Source organism: Mammaliicoccus sp. G-M28 (assembly GCF_022386595.1).
GTDB classification, from domain to species: Bacteria; Bacillota; Bacilli; order Staphylococcales; family Staphylococcaceae; genus Mammaliicoccus; species Mammaliicoccus fleurettii.
On record NZ_JAJNIF010000022.1, the window covers coordinates 1 to 18,797 of the forward strand.

General features: G+C 30.4%; 17 protein-coding genes. 13 read left to right on the plus strand and 4 right to left on the minus strand.

The features are described 5' to 3' along the window. Positions 1 to 405 precede the first annotated feature (405 nt). Both LQ609_RS12020 and LQ609_RS12025 read left to right on the plus strand, forming a co-directional pair. On the plus strand, positions 406 to 1,149 hold the full coding sequence (locus tag LQ609_RS12020; protein ID WP_000958858.1) for a glycerophosphoryl diester phosphodiesterase: 744 nt from the start codon (positions 406 to 408) through the stop codon (positions 1,147 to 1,149). Between the two features lie 96 nt (positions 1,150 to 1,245). Next, the gene (locus LQ609_RS12025; protein WP_078357488.1) at positions 1,246 to 1,674 is read left to right on the plus strand and encodes a MaoC family dehydratase; all 429 of its coding nucleotides are present in this window, start codon (positions 1,246 to 1,248) and stop codon (positions 1,672 to 1,674) included. Positions 1,675 to 1,719: 45 nt separating this feature from the next. Here the strand turns inward: LQ609_RS12025 and mecA are convergent, their stop codons facing one another. Next, positions 1,720 to 3,729, minus strand: a complete 2,010-nt coding sequence (mecA, locus tag LQ609_RS12030) for a PBP2a family beta-lactam-resistant peptidoglycan transpeptidase MecA (protein WP_239734799.1) — start codon at positions 3,727 to 3,729, stop codon at positions 1,720 to 1,722. Positions 3,730 to 3,825: 96 nt separating this feature from the next. Between mecA and mecR1 the strand changes: the two genes are divergently transcribed. After that, positions 3,826 to 5,583 (plus strand): beta-lactam sensor/signal transducer MecR1, encoded by a 1,758-nt coding sequence (mecR1, locus tag LQ609_RS12035; protein ID WP_239734800.1) that lies wholly within the window; start codon positions 3,826 to 3,828, stop codon positions 5,581 to 5,583. After that, positions 5,583 to 5,954, plus strand: a complete 372-nt coding sequence (gene mecI / locus LQ609_RS12040) for a mecA-type methicillin resistance repressor MecI (RefSeq protein WP_000369214.1) — start codon at positions 5,583 to 5,585, stop codon at positions 5,952 to 5,954. The genes mecR1 and mecI overlap by 1 nt, the downstream gene beginning before the upstream one ends. 84 nt (positions 5,955 to 6,038) lie before the next feature. Here mecI and psm-mec read toward each other — a convergent pair whose 3' ends face one another. After that, positions 6,039 to 6,107, minus strand: a complete 69-nt coding sequence (gene psm-mec, locus LQ609_RS12045) for a phenol-soluble modulin PSM-mec (protein WP_103323307.1) — start codon at positions 6,105 to 6,107, stop codon at positions 6,039 to 6,041. Between the two features lie 367 nt (positions 6,108 to 6,474). On the opposite strand from psm-mec, the gene LQ609_RS12050 reads away from it, so the two are divergent. The 3 genes from LQ609_RS12050 to LQ609_RS12060 all read left to right on the plus strand — a co-directional run bounded on the left by LQ609_RS12050 (position 6,475) and on the right by LQ609_RS12060 (position 9,305). Continuing rightward, positions 6,475 to 7,293, plus strand: a complete 819-nt coding sequence (locus tag LQ609_RS12050) for an ATP-binding cassette domain-containing protein (RefSeq protein ID WP_239734801.1) — start codon at positions 6,475 to 6,477, stop codon at positions 7,291 to 7,293. After that, positions 7,294 to 8,001 carry a hypothetical protein gene (locus LQ609_RS12055; protein ID WP_239734802.1) on the plus strand — a complete coding sequence of 236 codons (708 nt, stop codon included), beginning with the start codon at positions 7,294 to 7,296 and terminating at the stop codon, positions 7,999 to 8,001. A gap of 155 nt (positions 8,002 to 8,156) precedes the next feature. After that, on the plus strand, positions 8,157 to 9,305 hold the full coding sequence (locus LQ609_RS12060; RefSeq protein WP_142242931.1) for an ROK family transcriptional regulator: 1,149 nt from the start codon (positions 8,157 to 8,159) through the stop codon (positions 9,303 to 9,305). Between the two features lie 113 nt (positions 9,306 to 9,418). Here the strand turns inward: LQ609_RS12060 and cstB are convergent, their stop codons facing one another. After that, positions 9,419 to 10,753, minus strand: a complete 1,335-nt coding sequence (gene cstB, locus LQ609_RS12065; RefSeq protein ID WP_239734803.1) for a persulfide dioxygenase-sulfurtransferase CstB — start codon at positions 10,751 to 10,753, stop codon at positions 9,419 to 9,421. 33 nt (positions 10,754 to 10,786) lie between these two features. Beyond that, positions 10,787 to 11,851 (minus strand): DsrE/DsrF/DrsH-like family protein, encoded by a 1,065-nt coding sequence (locus tag LQ609_RS12070; protein WP_078357483.1) that lies wholly within the window; start codon positions 11,849 to 11,851, stop codon positions 10,787 to 10,789. 135 nt (positions 11,852 to 11,986) lie between these two features. Between LQ609_RS12070 and cstR the strand changes: the two genes are divergently transcribed. The 6 genes from cstR (at position 11,987) to fadH (ending at position 18,604) form a co-directional block, all read left to right on the plus strand. Continuing rightward, positions 11,987 to 12,247 carry a persulfide-sensing transcriptional repressor CstR gene (gene cstR / locus LQ609_RS12075; protein WP_000220507.1) on the plus strand — a complete coding sequence of 87 codons (261 nt, stop codon included), beginning with the start codon at positions 11,987 to 11,989 and terminating at the stop codon, positions 12,245 to 12,247. Continuing rightward, positions 12,247 to 13,002, plus strand: coding sequence for a sulfite exporter TauE/SafE family protein (locus tag LQ609_RS12080; protein ID WP_078357482.1), 756 nt, complete (start codon positions 12,247 to 12,249; stop codon positions 13,000 to 13,002). The genes cstR and LQ609_RS12080 overlap by 1 nt, the downstream gene beginning before the upstream one ends. Before the next feature lie 281 nt (positions 13,003 to 13,283). After that, positions 13,284 to 14,606: a xylose isomerase gene (gene xylA / locus LQ609_RS12085; protein ID WP_208143468.1), complete on the plus strand. Its 1,323-nt coding sequence runs from the start codon at positions 13,284 to 13,286 to the stop codon at positions 14,604 to 14,606. 5 nt (positions 14,607 to 14,611) lie between these two features. After that, on the plus strand, positions 14,612 to 16,102 hold the full coding sequence (xylB, locus tag LQ609_RS12090) for a xylulokinase (RefSeq protein WP_239734806.1): 1,491 nt from the start codon (positions 14,612 to 14,614) through the stop codon (positions 16,100 to 16,102). A gap of 20 nt (positions 16,103 to 16,122) precedes the next feature. Beyond that, complete coding sequence (gene xylE, locus LQ609_RS12095) at positions 16,123 to 17,583, plus strand: D-xylose transporter XylE (RefSeq protein WP_239734804.1); 1,461 nt, start codon at positions 16,123 to 16,125, stop codon at positions 17,581 to 17,583. 256 nt (positions 17,584 to 17,839) lie between these two features. Then, positions 17,840 to 18,604: a 2,4-dienoyl-CoA reductase gene (gene fadH / locus LQ609_RS12100; RefSeq protein ID WP_239734805.1), complete on the plus strand. Its 765-nt coding sequence runs from the start codon at positions 17,840 to 17,842 to the stop codon at positions 18,602 to 18,604. Positions 18,605 to 18,797: the final 193 nt, after the last annotated feature.

Sequence of the window (18,797 nt, forward strand, 5' to 3'; positions counted from 1 at the left end):
AAAGCAGTTCTAGGCAAAATTGCAGATAAGAGGTGCGTTAAAAGCAATTCCATGCAAAATCGCTGATAAGGGGTAAGTTAAAAGCAGTTCTAGGCAAAATTGCAGATAAGAGGTGCGTTAAAAGCAATTCCATGCAAAATCGCTGATAAGGGGTAAGTTAAAAGCAGTTCTCAGTAAAATTGCAGATAAGGGGTACAGAAAAACTAGACTTGATTACAAAATGGAGCTTGGGACATAAATGATTTTTTAAAAATGAGATGAGACGTAGATTAACTCCATAATCAATACGAATCTATCGACTTCTTTATTTATGATATTCATCTCTTTTTAATGGAAATAAAAGTGCGATTAATGTGATAATACAGTTACGTTAATTAAAAAAATAAAAATGCAAGGAGAGGTAATATGCTAACTGTATATGGACATAGAGGATTACCTAGTAAAGCTCCGGAAAATACAATTGCATCATTTAAAGCTGCTTCAGAAGTAGAAGGTATAAACTGGTTGGAGTTAGATGTTGCAATTACAAAAGATGAACAACTGATTATCATTCATGATGATTATTTAGAACGGACTACAAATATGTCCGGGGAAATAACTGAATTGAATTATGATGAAATTAAAGATGCTTCTGCAGGATCTTGGTTTGGTGAAAAATTCAAAGATGAACATTTGCCAACTTTCGATGATGTAGTAAAAATAGCAAATGAATATAATATGAATTTAAATGTAGAATTAAAAGGTATTACTGGACCGAATGGACTAGCACTTTCTAAAAGTATGGTTAAGCAAGTGGAAGAACAATTAACAAACTTAAATCAGAATCAAGAAGTGCTCATTTCAAGCTTTAATGTTGTGCTTGTTAAACTTGCAGAAGAAATCATGCCACAATATAACAGAGCAGTTATATTCCATACAACTTCGTTTCGTGAAGACTGGAGAACACTTTTAGATTACTGTAATGCTAAAATAGTAAACACTGAAGATGCCAAACTTACTAAAGCAAAAGTAAAAATGGTAAAAGAAGCGGGTTATGAATTGAACGTATGGACTGTAAACAAACCAGCACGTGCAAACCAACTTGCTAATTGGGGAGTTGATGGTATCTTTACAGACAATGCAGATAAAATGGTGCATTTGTCTCAATAGAAAGTTAGAGGTGAGTCTTACGTTTCAGTGACGGTAGACTTACCTTTAACATGTTACATACTAAAAAAGTAATTTGAATAAGAAAGAGAGACATATATGAAATACGATGATTTTATAGTAGGAGAAACATTCAAAACAAAAAGCCTTCATATTACAGAAGAAGAAATTATCCAATTTGCAACAACTTTTGATCCTCAATATATGCATATAGATAAAGAAAAAGCAGAACAAAGTAGGTTTAAAGGTATCATTGCATCTGGCATGCATACACTTTCAATATCATTTAAATTATGGGTAGAAGAAGGTAAATACGGAGAAGAAGTTGTAGCAGGAACACAAATGAATAACGTTAAATTTATTAAACCTGTATACCCGGGTAATACATTGTACGTTATCGCTGAAATTACAAATAAGAAATCCATTAAAAAAGAAAATGGACTCGTTACAGTGTCACTTTCAACATACAATGAAAATGAAGAAATTGTATTTCAAGGAGAAGTAACAGCACTTATTAATAATTCATAATAAAACAGTGAAGCAACCATCGTTACGGATTGCTTCACTGTTTTGTTATTTATCTATATCGTATTTTTTATTACCGTTCTCATATAGCTCATCATACACTTTACCTGAGATTTTGGCATTGTAGCTAGCCATTCCTTTATCTTGTACATCTTTAACATTAATAGCCATCATCATGTTTGGATTATCTTTATCATATGATATAAACCACCCAATTTGTCTGCCAGTTTCTCCTTGTTTCATTTTGAGTTCTGCAGTACCGGATTTGCCAATTAAGTTTGCGTAAGGTCTATAAATATCTTCTTTATGTGTTTTATTTACGACTTGTTGCATACCATCAGTTAATAGATTGATATTTTCTTTGGAAATAATATTTTTCTTCCAAACTTTGTTTTTCGTGTCTTTTAATAAGTGAGGTGCGTTAATATTGCCATTATTTTCTAATGCGCTATAGATTGAAAGGATCTGTACTGGGTTAATCAGTATTTCACCTTGTCCGTAACCTGAATCAGCTAATAATATTTCATTATCTAAATTTTTGTTTGAAATTTGAGCATTATAAAATGGATAATCACTTGGTATATCTTCACCAACACCTAGTTTTTTCATGCCTTTTTCAAATTTCTTACTGCCTAATTCGAGTGCTACTCTAGCAAAGAAAATGTTATCTGATGATTCTATTGCTTGTTTTAAGTCGATATTACCATTTACCACTTCATATCTTGTAACGTTGTAACCACCCCAAGATTTATCTTTTTGCCAACCTTTACCATCGATTTTATAACTTGTTTTATCGTCTAATGTTTTGTTATTTAACCCAATCATTGCTGTTAATATTTTTTGAGTTGAACCTGGTGAAGTTGTAATCTGGAACTTGTTGAGCAGAGGTTCTTTTTTATCTTCAGTTAATTTATTATATTCTTCGTTACTCATACCATACATAAATGGATACACGTCATATGAAGGTGTGCTTACAAGTGCTAACAATTCACCTGTTTGAGGGTGGATAGCAGTACCTGAGCCATAATCATTTTTCATGTTGTTATAAATACTCTTTTGAACTTTAGCATCAATAGTTAGTTGAATATCTTTGCCATCTTTTTTCTTTTTCTCGATTAATGTATGTGCGATTGTATTGCTATTATCGTCAAAGATTGTGACACGATAGCCATCTTCATGTTGGAGCTTTTTATCGTAAAGTTTTTCCAGTCCCTTTTTACCAACAACTGCATCATCTTTATAACCTTTATATTCTTTTTGTTTTAATTCTTCAGAGTTAATGGGACCAACATAACCTAATAGATGTGAAGTCGCTTCTTCTAGAGGATAGTTACGACTTTCTGTTTCGTTAGTTGTAAGATGAAATTTTTTTGCGAAATCACTTAAATCTTCATCCATTTTTTTAACGGTTTTAAGTGGAACGAAGGTATCATCTTGTACCCAATTTTGATCCATTTGTTGTTTGATATAGTCTTCAGAAATACTTAGTTCTTTAGCGATTGCTTTATAATCTTTTTTAGATACACTCTTTGGAACGATGCCTATCTCATATGCTGTTCCTGTATTGGCCAATTCCACATTGTTTCGGTCTAAAATTTTACCACGTTCTGATTTTAAATTTTCAATATGTATGCTTTGGTCTTTCTGCATTCCTGGAATAATGACGCTATGATCCCAATCTAACTTCCACATACCATCTTCTTTAACAAAATTAAATTGAACTTTGCGATCAATGTTACCGTAGTTTGTTTTAATTTTATATTGAGCATCTACTCGTTTTTTATTTTTAGATACTTTTTTTATTTTGCGATCCTGAATGTTTATATCTTTAACGCCTAAACTTTTATATATTTTTATCGGACGTTCAGTCATTTCTACTTCGCCATTATCGCTTTTAGAAATATAACTGCTATCTTTATAAACTTGTTTGAAATTTTTATCTTCAATTGCATCAATAGTTTTATTAATTTCTTTATCTTTTGAAGCATAAAAATATATACCAAACCCGACAACTACAACTATTAAAATAAGTGGAACAATTTTTATCTTTTTCATCAATATCCTCCTTATATAGGACTACATTTGTAGTATATTACAAATGTAGTATTTATGTCAAAATAATGTTATAATTTTTGTGATATGGAGGTGTAGCAGGTGTTATCATCATTTTTAATGTTAAGTATAATCAGTTCATTGCTCACGATATGTGTAATTTTTTTAGTGAGAATGATCTATATAAAATATACTCAAAATATTATGTCACACAAGATTTGGTTATTAGTGCTCGTATCCACGTTAATTCCATTAATACCATTTTACAAAATATCGAATTTTACATTTTCAAAAGATATGATGAATCGAAATGTATCTGACACGACTTCTTCGGTTAGTCATATGTTAGATGGTCAACAATCATCTGTTACGAAAGACTTAGCAATTAATGTTAATCAGTTTGAGACCTCAAATATAACGTATATGATTCTTTTGATATGGGTATTTGGTAGTTTGTTGTGCTTATTTTATATGATTAAGGCATTCCGACAAATTGATATTATTAAAAGTTCGTCATTGGAATCGCCATATCTTAATGAACGACTTAAAGTATGTCAAAGTAAGATGCAGTTCTACAAAAAGCATATAACAATTAGTTATAGTTCAAACATTGATAATCCGATGGTATTTGGTATAGTGAAATCCCAAATTGTACTACCAACTGTCGTAGTCGAAACCATGAATGACAAAGAAATTGAATATATTATTCTACATGAACTATCACATGTGAAAAGTCATGACTTAATATTCAACCAGCTTTATGTTGTTTTTAAAATAATATTCTGGTTTAATCCTGCATTATATATAAGTAAAACAATGATGGACAACGACTGTGAAAAAGTATGTGATAGAAACGTTTTAAAAATTTTGAATCGACATGAACATATACGTTATGGTGAATCGATATTAAAATGCTCTATTTTAAAATCTCATCACATAAATAATGTGGCAGCACAATATTTACTAGGTTTTAATTCAAATATTAAAGAACGTGTTAAGTATATTGCACTTTATGATTCAATGCCTAAACCTAATCGAAACAAGCGTATTGTTGCGTATATTGTATGTAGTATATCGCTTTTAATACAAGCACCGTTACTATCTGCACATGTTCAACAAGATAAATATGAAACAAATGTATCATATAAAAAATTAAATCAACTAGCTCCGTATTTCAAAGAATTTGATGGAAGTTTTGTGCTTTATAATGAACGGGAGCAAGCTTATTCTATTTATAATGAACCAGAAAGTAAACAACGATATTCACCTAATTCTACTTACAAAATTTATTTAGCGTTAATGGCATTCGACCAAAATTTACTCTCATTAAATCATACAGAACAACAATGGGATAAACATCAATATCCATTTAAAGAATGGAACCAAGATCAAAATTTAAATTCTTCAATGAAATATTCAGTAAATTGGTATTACGAAAATTTAAACAAACATTTAAGACAAGATGAGGTTAAATCTTATTTAGATCAAATTGAATATGGTAATGAAGAAATATCAGGGAATGAAAATTATTGGAATGAATCTTCATTAAAAATTTCTGCAATAGAACAGGTTAATTTGTTGAAAAATATGAAACAACATAACATGCATTTTGATAATAAGGCTATTGAAAAAGTTGAAAATAGTATGACTTTGAAACAAAAAGATACTTATAAATATGTAGGTAAAACTGGAACAGGAATCGTGAATCACAAAGAAGCAAATGGATGGTTCGTAGGTTATGTTGAAACGAAAGATAATACGTATTATTTTGCTACACATTTAAAAGGCGAAGACAATGCGAATGGCGAAAAAGCACAACAAATTTCTGAGCGTATTTTAAAAGAAATGGAGTTAATATAATGGATAATAAAACGTATGAAATATCATCTGCAGAATGGGAAGTTATGAATATCATTTGGATGAAAAAATATGCAAGTGCGAATAATATAATAGAAGAAATACAAATGCAAAAGGACTGGAGTCCAAAAACCATTCGTACACTTATAACGAGATTGTATAAAAAAGGATTTATAGATCGTAAAAAAGACAATAAAATTTTTCAATATTACTCTCTTGTAGAAGAAAGTGATATAAAATATAAAACATCTAAAAACTTTATCAATAAAGTATACAAAGGCGGTTTCAATTCACTTGTCTTAAACTTTGTAGAAAAAGAAGATCTATCACAAGATGAAATAGAAGAATTGAGAAATATATTGAATAAAAAATAAAATTGTTGTGTTTACAACAATACATAGAAAACAGAGGAAACAATCAAGTCGTTGAATATTTCCTCTGTTTTTTAGTTGAAAAAATTAACCGAAAGTCTGAATGCAAGTCTTGATTAAATCAATAATGCTTGTAATAACACCAGTGAAATCCATATGCATACCCTCTTTCTATTTAAGATACATTAAGTATAAAATCAAACAAATAAAAAATGTTAAAAATTCCCTAATTGGCTATTTAGATTGCATAAATGTCAAAAATTTGAAAAACATACAACGACTTTGCATAAAAAATCGTCATATTGGAAATACGTAATTTATTGAAATAATAAAAAAAAATAAAAGAACGAAGATGATAACCTAAGTGAGGTTTTAAGTTGTTCTAAGGTTTAATTTAATTTATGTTAAAATAGTTGGTATAAAAATACATGATAAACTATAAACTAAATTCAAAATAACTTATGGGGTAGGCAATTATGGAAAATATTTTGAATTAAGAATATAAAGTTTAAGAGGTGATAATTTGGATGACAATGCTATAATAGCTAACAATTTAACAAAAAAATTTAATAACAAAATTGCTATTGAAAGTCTATCTTTTAAACTTCCAAAAAACGCTACAATATTTTTAAGAGGAACTAATGGTTCTGGTAAGAGTGTGACTTTAAGGATGATTGCCGGATTTTTAAAGCCTACTAAAGGAAAAATAATTAAAAATATTACTAAAATAGCATATACGCCTGATCATTTCCCAGAAAATTTAAATCTTACAATTGATGAATATATGAATTATATTTCACATATTTACAAATTAAATATAGATACGATTAACCATTATGTGGATATATTTAATCTTTCGTCTCAAAAAAATTTAAAATTAAGATATTGTTCAAAAGGTACATTGCAAAAAGTTAATGTCATACAAGCACTATCATCTGATGCGGATATTTATTTATTTGACGAACCATTATCAGGATTGGACTTAGATAGTCAAAAGTCACTAACAGATATGATTAAAGAGCTCCAAGGTTTAAAAACCATTGTCTTCACATCTCATGAAATCGATTTTGCAGCTGAAATATGTACACATGTATTAGATATTAATACTGGTATCTTAAATAGAAAACAACAAGTATTTGATTCATCAAAAAGTCAGTTAAAGCTCATTGTATGTAATTACAACTATCATACAATGGATATACTTAATAATTATCAAAGTATAGATAATGTAAAAACAGATCAATCAAAAATTTATGTTACAGTAAGTTCTGAGAAAAGTAATGAAGTGTTAAAATACTTGATTGAGAACAACAAACCTATAGTAGAAGTGAAGGATATATAAATGGTTAATTTTCTAGTCTATCAATTGAAGAACTTTGGTAAGAGTTATAAATATGTACCTTGTTATGTCGTGTATATTGCATGGATTGTAATATTATATGCTTATAAAAATACATCAATTTTATCTAGTTACGATTCAAGCTTTATTGTACTTACCTTTATTTCGACTTGGCTTACAGTTACAATTTTAAAAATGGATTCAATTAGCGAAAAAGAACTACATTATATTCAATTAGGTTCAGTTACAAAATATCTAATGGGGAAACTTGTTTTTTCATTATTGTTTTTACTGCCTATGATACTTTTTTCGATGATATATCCCTTATTGATTGATGTTTATAATAAAAACATTGAACTCATTCATATATTATTTGGACTATATAGTCATTTAACAGGAGGACTATTAGGTATCTCAATTGCTTTTTTAATTACGAGCACATCATTATCAAACAAGAAATTTTCTTGGCTGATAGGTGTTTTAGTTTTGCTGATAGCATTATTAAAAGATGTAATAGGAGAAACTTCATTAGTTTTGAGACCATTAATGTGGTTGTTACCACCATTTTATGAAATTAACAACTTGCTCATACATGGTGATAATCCAAAAATAAATCATTTAACTTTGTTTAATGTCATCTATACATACATATATCTCATAATATTCACTATTATTATTTTTATATCAATTAAAAAATCAGACCTAAAGTAAATAATTAACTTTAATAAGTAGTATCGATGATGGCAGAACACTGTCCTCATTCCTCACTAAAATTTGACTTTTCCTAATTTATGTTAAAATAGTTGGTATAAAAATACATGATAAACTATAAACTAAATTCAAAATAACTTATGGGGTAGGCAATTATGGAAAATATTTTAAATATAAATGATAATGAAAAAAGAGTGCTAAGGGAAATTTATAACCATCATAATATTTCGCGTACTCAAATATCTAAAAATCTTGAGATTAATAAGGCAACGATTTCTAGTATTTTGAATAAGTTAAAGTATAAATCTCTTGTTAATGAGGTTGGTGAGGGTGATAGCACGAAGAGTGGTGGTAGAAAACCTATTCTTCTGAAGGTTAATCATCTTTATGGTTATTTTATTTCTTTGGATTTAACTTATAGTTCTGTTGAAGTGATGTACAATTATTTTGATGGTAATGTCATTAAGCATGAATCTTATGATTTACCTGATGAAAAGGTTAGTAGTATATTAAGCATAATAAAAAAACATATTGATATTCAGGAGAAACTTGATACTTATAACGGACTATTAGGTGTGTCTGTTTCTATACATGGAGTTGTGGATAATGAGCAGCATGTGACATATTTACCATTCCATGAAACTGAAGGGATATCTATTGGTAAAGAGATAAGAAGAATTGCTGATGTTCCAGTCGTAGTTGAAAATGAAGCGAATCTTTCAGCGTTATATGAACGTAATTTTAATCATAATTTATCCTACAATAATCTTATTGCTTTAAGTATACATAAAGGTATTGGTGCTGGGCTTATTATTAATAATCAATTGTATCGTGGTGCAAATGGGGAAGCGGGTGAAATTGGAAAAACACTTGTCTCAAAAGTTAGCGATAATGTGGAGATCTTTCATAAGATTGAAGATATTTTTTCACAAGAAGCTTTATTGCATAATTTAAGTAATCAACTAAATGAGAAGATGACACTTAGCAAATTAATTCAATTTTATAATGAAAAAAATCCAGTCGTAGTTGAAGAAATGGAACAATTTATAAATAAAATTGCTGTTTTAATACATAATTTAAACACCCAGTTTAATCCGAATGCAATTTACATTAACTGTCCATTGTTCAATGAAATGCCTGAAATATTAGAAGCAATTAAGAACCAGTTCAAACAATATTCACGTAACGAAATTCAAATAAAATTAACATCAAATGTGAAATTTGCAACTTTGTTAGGTGGCACATTAGCAATTATCCAAAAAGTACTGCAGATTAATGATATATACTTAGATATAAAATCATAAAAGACTAATTCAAATGAATAATCAAAGTTCGTAATTGTCTTTATAAAAAACTCCCTCAATCCGAATTGAATTTTCGGATTGAGGGATTTTTATAGTTCTATTGCAGAAGAAAACTATTTTAAAGATGCTGGTAAATGTTGATAGCCACCTCTAACGTTAACAATATTCGTAAATCCTTTATATTCTAATATTCCTACCGCTATTGAACTTCTAACACCTGATTGACAATGTACATAAATTAGGTCATTTTTATCGAAAGGTATATCTTCATTTAAAAGTTTACCGTGAGGAATATGAATTGCTTGTTTTAAATGACCTTTACGCCATTCATCATCATTACGAACATCTAATACATTATGTTCTTCACCAGTCATTTCAGAACTATGAATAGATGATGTGACGATATTTGTTTGTGGCAAACGGTAACTTTTTACATTTTCAAAACCAATTAATTGTAAAGCATGAATAGCTTGTTGAACGGTAGATTTATCGCCAATTAATTCAATATCTTTGTCATAATCTAAATACCAACCAATTTGATTTATAAAAGTTTTATTAAAAGGAATATTGATAGTTCCATGCATATGACCACCATGGAATGCTTCTTTACTTCGAAGATCAAAAGCAGTTTGTGTATTGCTTGAACTAGGGTAAACATTATATGGTTGGTACATTTGCATACCAAATTGATTTATTTTTTTCATTTGTGAAAAATGGTGTGGTGGAGTTGGCTGATTGAGTGTTAAAGTTTCGATAAATGAAGTTTCATCTTTAACATTAAAAGCCCAGTTGTTTATTTTCTCATAACCCAAAGTAGTTGTAGGTAATGAACCTAGCGCTTTACCACAAGGACTCCCTGCACCATGACCTGGCCAAATTTGAATATAGTCTGGTAATGTTGCAGCAAATTGTATGGACTGATACATTTGTTTTGCTCCGATTTTTGTAGAACCTTCAACATTTACAGCTTTTTCTAATAGATCTGGTCTACCTACATCACCAACAAAGATGAAGTCACCGCTAAATAATCCCATTGGTATACTGGAACCCCCACCTTCGTCAGTAAGTAAAAAACTAATACTCTCAGGGGTATGGCCTGGAGTGTGTAAGACTTCTAATTTAATCTTTCCTAAATAGATAATATCTTGATGCTTAACGAAATGTGTTTGTTTAGGCATATTTTTATAATTAAATTCATCTTTACCTTCATCAGATACGTATATACTTGCATTCAATTTATTTGCCACATCTCTAATACCTGAAGCAAAATCAGCATGAATGTGTGTTTCTGCAGCTTTAGTAATTGTGAATCCTTCTTTATCTGCAACTTTTAAATATTTTGTTAAATCTCGTATAGGGTCAATAATCATTGCTTCTCCTGTACGTTGACATCCAATTAAATAAGATGCTTGTGATAAATTGTCTTCATAAAATTGTTTGAAAAACATAAAAAAACTCCTTTTTAAAATAGATTTTATTAATTAGATAAATAAGTTATGATTTGCTTGCTCAGTATGTCCAATATAAGTACCTACGCCACCATAATCGACTTCATCTCTTAATTCTTCTTTTGAAATTCCCATAACATCCATACTCATGGTACAAGCAATTAACTTTATATCTTGATCGATTGCTTGATCGATAAGTGAGTATAAAGAATCAACATTTTTCTTGTTCATTACATAACGCATCATAATATTACCTAGTCCAAACATATTCATTTTTGATAATGGCATATGTATTGGATCCTTAGGTAACATAAGGTCAAACATTTTGGAAATACCTTTCTTTTTAACGCGAGTTGATTGCGCTTTTTTTAATGCGTTGAGGCCCCAAAAAGTAAAGAAAATAGTTACATCTTTACCTGCTGCTTTAGCGCCATTTGCGATGATCATTGCTGCTACTGCCTTATCTAACTCACCGCTAAATAAAACAATTGTTGTACCTGTAGCAGTGTCATTGATTTCAAATTCTTTTGGCTTTTCTTTTTGAATAATTGCATTAATTACATTTGCTTCTTCAGTAAGATTTACAAGGGTATTCCCTGTTTGTTTCGCCCAACTTTTAATATCACTATTGAAACCAGGATCTGTAACTGTTAGCTCGATTTGCTCACCCGTTGAAATATTGTTAATTTCTTTACTGATATTAACAATAGGTCCAGGGCACTGAAGACCTCTAAAATCAAATTGTTTACGATTCTCTTTGATTTCAATATCTTTTTCTATTAAAGGAGCACTATTGAAGTTCTTTGCTTCATAATCTTTATATCCACCCTTTAAATTCACGACATCATAACCTTGTTTGGCTAAATAATCGCAAGCTTTAGTGCTTCGGTTACCGCTTTTACAATGTATATAATACGTTTTGTTGCTATTCTTATTGAATGATTTAATCTCTTCTACTGGGTGTAAAGTTGAACCGTTAATGTGTCCTAATTCATATTCTTCTTTTGTTCTAACATCAATCAATTGACCCATTTTTGCCAATTTTTCTAATTCTTCTTTGTTTAATGAATTAATGTGTACTTCTTTGTATTGTTCCATACTTACCTCCTATAAATACCTATGAGGGTATAATAAAACGGATAGAATCATTTGTCAAATACCTATAGGGGTATTTGACAATTTTGTTTTAATTTATTATTATTAACTTAATCAATTTATGTGGAGGAAATGAATATGACTTATGATAAAAAAATGATTAATCGTATAAATAGAATACAAGGTCAATTAAATGGTGTCGTAAAAATGATGGAAGAAGAAAAAGATTGCAAAGATATAATTACGCAACTTAGTGCATCTAAAGGTTCTATACAACGTTTAATGGGGATTATAATTAGTGAAAATTTAATAGAATGCGTCAAAACAGCAGAAGAAAATAATGAAAGTTCTCAAGAATTAATTAATGAAGCAGTTAATTTATTAGTTAAAAGTAAATAATGGATATAGCAAATATGACTATTATGTTGCTAATTGGCGTACTGGGTGGATTTATATCTGGATTAATAGGTATTGGGGGCGCAATTATTATTTACCCAGCTATTCTTATATTGCCACCATTAATAGGTATACCTGCGTATAGTGCATATATTGCTTCGGGACTTACCTCTAGTCAAGTATTTTTCAGTACACTTAGTGGATCATTAAATGCAAGAAAACAACCAGCTTTCTCTCCTAAACTTGTTATATATATGGGAGGGGGTATGTTGATTGGAAGCATGTTAGGGGCAATTTTAGCTAGTTTGTTTAATGCTACTTTTGTAAATACGGTATATGTAATAATCGCCATACTTGCTTTAATATTGATGTTTATTAAAGTTAAACCTACTACACAAGAGACGAAATCTAAACCTTTGCTACTTATTATAGTTGGATTTGGAATTGGTGTAATTTCGGGAATTGTGGGTGCAGGTGGAGCATTTATCATCATTCCTGTATTATTAGCATTATTTAAATTACCAATGAATACGGTAGTGAACAATAGCATAGCAATTGCTTTTATATCTTCAGTAGGGGCATTTTTTATAAAATTAATGCAAGGATATATACCAGTAGAAAGTGCAATTTTTTTGATAATTGGTAGTATTATTTTTGCACCGATAGGATTGAAAGTGGGTAAGAAAGTACCTGATTCTATTCAACGAGGAATGCTAATTATATTAATAGTAATCGCCATAATACAATTTATAATTTAATTGCACATATGACTTATGTAGGATATTTTCTATAATAGGTTAAAAGGAGTGGGATACGAAATCTTTTTCATAAAATTAGATTTCTACCCACTCCTTTTTTATATTTGAATTTTTTAGATTTTACCTGATCACTAATAGCTAGAAGTTATGAAAATAAATTTGGGTTAAATCTATATTTTTAATTTAATGAGTAAGCGTTTACATATTTATTTCGTTATGCTATATTGTTTTTAAAGTTAGTTTGTTTAATAAACTAACCAACTAAAACTAGGGGGATTATCATGACATACTTTAACGTTGATAAAATAAAATACGAAGGTTCTAACTCAAATAATATATTTAGTTTTAAATATTATAATCCAGAAGAAAAACTTGGCGACAAAACGATGGCGGAACATTTAAGATTTAGTGTTGCATACTGGCATACGTTCACAGCTGACCTTTCAGATCCATTCGGTGTTGGTACGGCTGAGCGTGATTGGGATAATTTAGATGAAATGGGTAAAGCGAAGGCTCGTGTTGAAGCAATTTTTGAATTCATGGAAAAATTAAGTATCGAATATTTCTGTTTCCACGATGTAGATATTGCTCCAGAAGGTAAAACTTTAAAAGAATCTAATGAAAATTTAGATGTGATTGTAGATTTAATTCAAGAGAAGATGAAACAGACTGGTAAGAAATTATTATGGAATACAACTAACAATTTCACTCACGAGCGTTTTGTTCATGGTGCAGCAACTTCTTCTAATGCTGAAGTATACGCATATGCAGCAGCAAAAGTTAAAAAATCTTTAGAAATTGCTAAAAAGTTAGGTTCTGAAAACTTTGTATTCTGGGGTGGTCGTGAAGGTTACGAAAGCTTATTAAATACTGATATGAAATTAGAATTAGATAACTTAGCTAATTTCTTCAAAATGGCGAAAAGTTATGCTGAAGAAATTGGTTACGAAGGACAATTTTTAATTGAACCTAAACCGAAAGAACCAACTTCTCATCAATATGATACAGATGTTGCTACTGGACATGCATTTTTACAAAAATATGGTTTAGATAAAATCTTCAAGTTTAATATTGAAGCAAACCATGCAACTTTAGCTGGACATACTTTCCAACACGAGTTGAGATATGCACGTGATAATCAATTGTTAGGTTCAGTTGATGCTAACCAAGGACATCCACAACTAGGTTGGGATACGGATGAATTTCCAACTGATGTGTATGATACAACTTTAGCTATGTACGAAATTCTTAAGAATGGTGGCTTAACTCCAGGTGGTTTAAACTTTGATGCTAAGCCTAGAAGAACTTCATTTAAACAAGAAGATTTATTATTAACACATATTGCAGGTATGGATACATTTGCATTAGGTTTAAAAGTAGCTTACAAAATGATAGAAGATAATTTCTTTGAAAATATTATTAATAAAAAATACCAATCATTTAATGAAGGTATAGGCAAACAAATTGTTGAAGGTACTACTTCATTTAAAGAACTTGAAGAATACGCACATAATATTAAAAAAATCGAGAATGAATCTGATCATTTAGAAGTTATTAAAACTCAAATTAATCAATATATTTTAAATATTAATAATGGAGACTGATAATGATGAACTTCGTAATTGGCATTGATATCGGTACGAGTGGCTTGAAATCGATAGTAGTTAATAAAAAAGGTGAAGTAGTTGATTCACACAGTATTAGCTATAAGACTGAGCATCCACAATCTGGTTACAGTGAAATGGATCCGAATATTTGGTATAAAGCAACATTAGATAGTTTAAATCACTTATTAAGTAAGTTTGATAAAGAAACGATTTCAGGTATTAGTTTTTCAGGACAAATGCATGGTTTAGTTGTCGTTGATGAAGATGGTAATAGTATAAGACCAGCTATTTTATGGAATGATACGCGAACATCTCAAGAAGTTGAAGACATTAAACAAGCTATTGGTATAGAAACGTTACTTAAACATACACAAAATACAGTCCTCGAAGGATTTACACTTCCTAAATTAATGTGGTTAAAAGCACATGAACCAGAAAATTATAATAAAATTCATAAGTTTATGTTACCTAAAGACTATGTTGTTTATAAATTGACTGGCAATATTTATACAGAGCCATCAGATGCTGCTGGAACAATTATGTATAACATTAAATCTGAAAAATGGTCTAAAGAAATATTAAATCAATTAAATATTGATTTTAATATTTGTCCAGAGGTAATAGCTTCCCATGATAGAAGCGGTACTTTAACAAAAGACATTAAAGAGAAGTTAAATATTGACTGGGAAATAAATGTTTATCAAGGTGGAGCTGACAATGCTTGTGGAGCACTCGGTTCAGGAATTACAGATGAAACGAAACAACTTGTAAGTATTGGGACTTCAGGTGTGGCACTATCTATTGAGAATAGTGCGAATTACGAGAATGATGGTAATATGCATTATTTCAGTCATTGTGTACCAAATCAAAAATACGTAATGGGTGTAACACTTTCTGCAGGTTATAGTTTAGAGTGGCTCAAACAATTGATTGAGCCATCTGAAGACTTTAATACATTTTTACAAGATATTTCAAAATCAAAATTAGGATCAAATGGTTTGATGTATACACCATATTTATTAGGTGAACGTACACCGTATAACGATGCATCTATTAGGGGTAGCTTTATAGGCTTAGATGCAAATACAACTCAATTGGATATGAAACGTTCTGTTCTTGAAGGCATTACATATTCTATAAATGAAAGTATTGAAATTATGAGAAGTAAAGATATAGATATTAAAGAAATTGTATCTATCGGTGGCGGTGCTAAAAATGCAGAATGGCTACAAATTCAAGCAGATGTCTTTAATGTACCAATTACAACAAGAAAAGAAGAACAAGGCCCTGCATATGGTGCAGCTATGCTAGCAGCAATGGGTGAACAATGGTTTAATTCATTCAATGATATGAACGAAACTTGGATTAATTATCGTGAGCACGTATCACCTGTTTCGAGTCATACAGAATCATATGAAAAACTATTTATCATCTATAAATTAATTTATACTGCAACTCAGCCAATAACGAAAGGTTTAACTCAATTTAAATAAAGAACTGGGGAGATGGGGTAATGAGTAGTTATGATAATAAGAAGTTTATCTTTAAGATTGCGTTAATAGCAACTCTTGGTGGACTATTATTTGGTTACGATACAGCAGTAATTTCTGGTGCAGAACAATCATTACAAAAATATATTACAGCTGATTATGGGAGTTTCGTACATGGTATAACCGTATCAAGTGCATTAATAGGGTGTATCATAGGTGGAATATTATCTTCAAATATTTCAAAAAGTTTAGGACGTAAGAAATCTTTACAAGTAGCAGCTATACTATTTATAATCTCTGCTGTTTTATCAGGTTATCCAGAATTTCTGTTTTTTGATAGAGGAGAATCAACACTTGGATTACTTATTATGTTTAACATCTATCGTATTATAGGTGGTATTGGTGTAGGATTAGCTTCTGCAATTTCACCAATGTATATCAGTGAGATTTCACCATCCTCAATAAGAGGTAGACTTGTGTCTTGGAATCAGTTTGCAATTATATTTGGTATGTTAGTCGTATACTTCGTAAACTATGGAATTACATTCGGTCAATCGCAAAGCTGGGTTGATTTAATCGGTTGGCGTTACATGTTTATGACAGAAGCAATTCCAGCAGTCGTCTTTTTCGTATTATTATTCTTAGTGCCTGAAACACCAAGGTATTTAATTTTAGTTAATAAAGATAAAGATGCACTGACTGTACTTAACAAAATATATTCATCAAGTGAGCATGCTAAGAAAGTATTAAATGATATATTATCTACAAAAAGTAAAACTAAAGAAATAAAAGCACCATTATTCAGCTTCGGTAAGACAGTTATTATTATCGGAATATTACTATCAATATTCCAACAATTTATCGGAATAAACGTTGCACTTTATTACGCACCAAGAATATTTGAAAATTTAGGTGTAGGAAGCAATACATCAATGATGCAAACAGTAGTAATGGGATTAGTAAATGTAATCTTTACATTAATTGCTATAATCTATGTAGATAAATTTGGACGTAAACCATTACTTATAATTGGATCAACAGGAATGGCAATCGGTATGATCGGTATGAGTGTATTAACAGCTAATGGGATCTTCGGAATCATTACATTAATCTTCATGGTTATTTATACAGCTTCATTTATGATGAGTTGGGGACCAATTATTTGGGTATTATTATCAGAAATATTCCCTAATAGAATAAGAAGCGGTGCAATGGCTATTGCCGTAGCCGTACAGTGGTTAGCAAACTTTACAATCACATCAACATATCCATTTATGATGGATATCAGTGGAACAATGACATACGGATTCTACGCAGCAATGAGTATACTATCAGGAATATTCGTTTGGAAATTCATCCCTGAAACAAAAGGTAAGACATTAGAAGAGTTAGAAACAATATGGCAAAAAGATAAAAAAGTAAAAACAACATCAGACAATGTTGAACCACCAGTATTCACAGAATCAATACAAGATAGAAGTTAAATAGGGTAACTTAGCCGGATCATATATTATTGATGATGATGGAGATAAAGTAGGATCTGGATATTAAAATAGAACAAAGAACCATCTAGGCTAAATAGCTTGGATGGTTCTTTATATTATAGTGATATAGAGTTACAATAGTCTTATTGATTAGTAACAGCTGTTCAATTGTTCTTTATTCTAACTTATTGTACACTATATGTAAGCGCTTACTAAATTTAGTTATTCAAATATAGTAACATTGAGGAGAATATATATGAAAGATAAAGTGATAATCGTAACAGGTGGCAGTAGTGGAATGGGAAAAGCAATGGCTAAACGATTTGCTGCTGATGGTGCTAAAGTTGTTATAACGGGTCGCTCTCTAGACCGTCTTGAAGAAGCTAAAAAAGAAATGGAACAATATGAAGGGCAAGTTCTTTGTATAGATATGGATGTTCGAGATACTGAAAGAGTACAATATACTGTAGATGAAACGATTAAAACATTTGGTAAAATAGATGGACTTGTTAATAATGCAGCAGGAAACTTTTTATGTGCAGCAGAAGATTTATCTATAAATGGTTGGAACTCTGTAATTGATATCGTCTTAAATGGCACATTTTATTGTTCACAAGCAGTAGGTAAAGAATGGATTAAAAGTGGACACAAAGGGCGCATTTTAAATATAGTAGCAACATATTCATGGACTGCAGGAGCAGGTGTGATACATTCAGCAAGTGCCAAGGCAGGTGTACTTGCAATGACGAGAACACTTGCAGTTGAATGGGGAAGTAAATACGGTATAACAGTTAATGCTATTGCACCAGGACCAATAGATAATACAGGTGGCGCTAAAAAGTTATCATTATCAGAAGAAGCAAAACAACAAACATTAGATAGCGTACCATTAGGAAGAATGGGACAACCAGAAGAAATCGCAGGATTAGCTAGATTCTTATTTTCAAAAGAAGCGGAATATATAAATGGAGATTGTATCACGATGGATGGTGGACAATGGCTAAATAGAAACCCATTTTAGATATCAGTGGGAAGCATGGTGAAATTATAAAGTTATAGAGTGGAGTTAGAAATTCTAATAATCAAGAAAAGGCAAACAAGCACGTTAGAAATTCTAACGAGCAAGACTCCTAAAACAAGCACATTAGCGCTATAAACAGTCACGAAAAAGTATAGAAATACACTAAAAAGAGGGGGGGTTGAATTCTAACGAG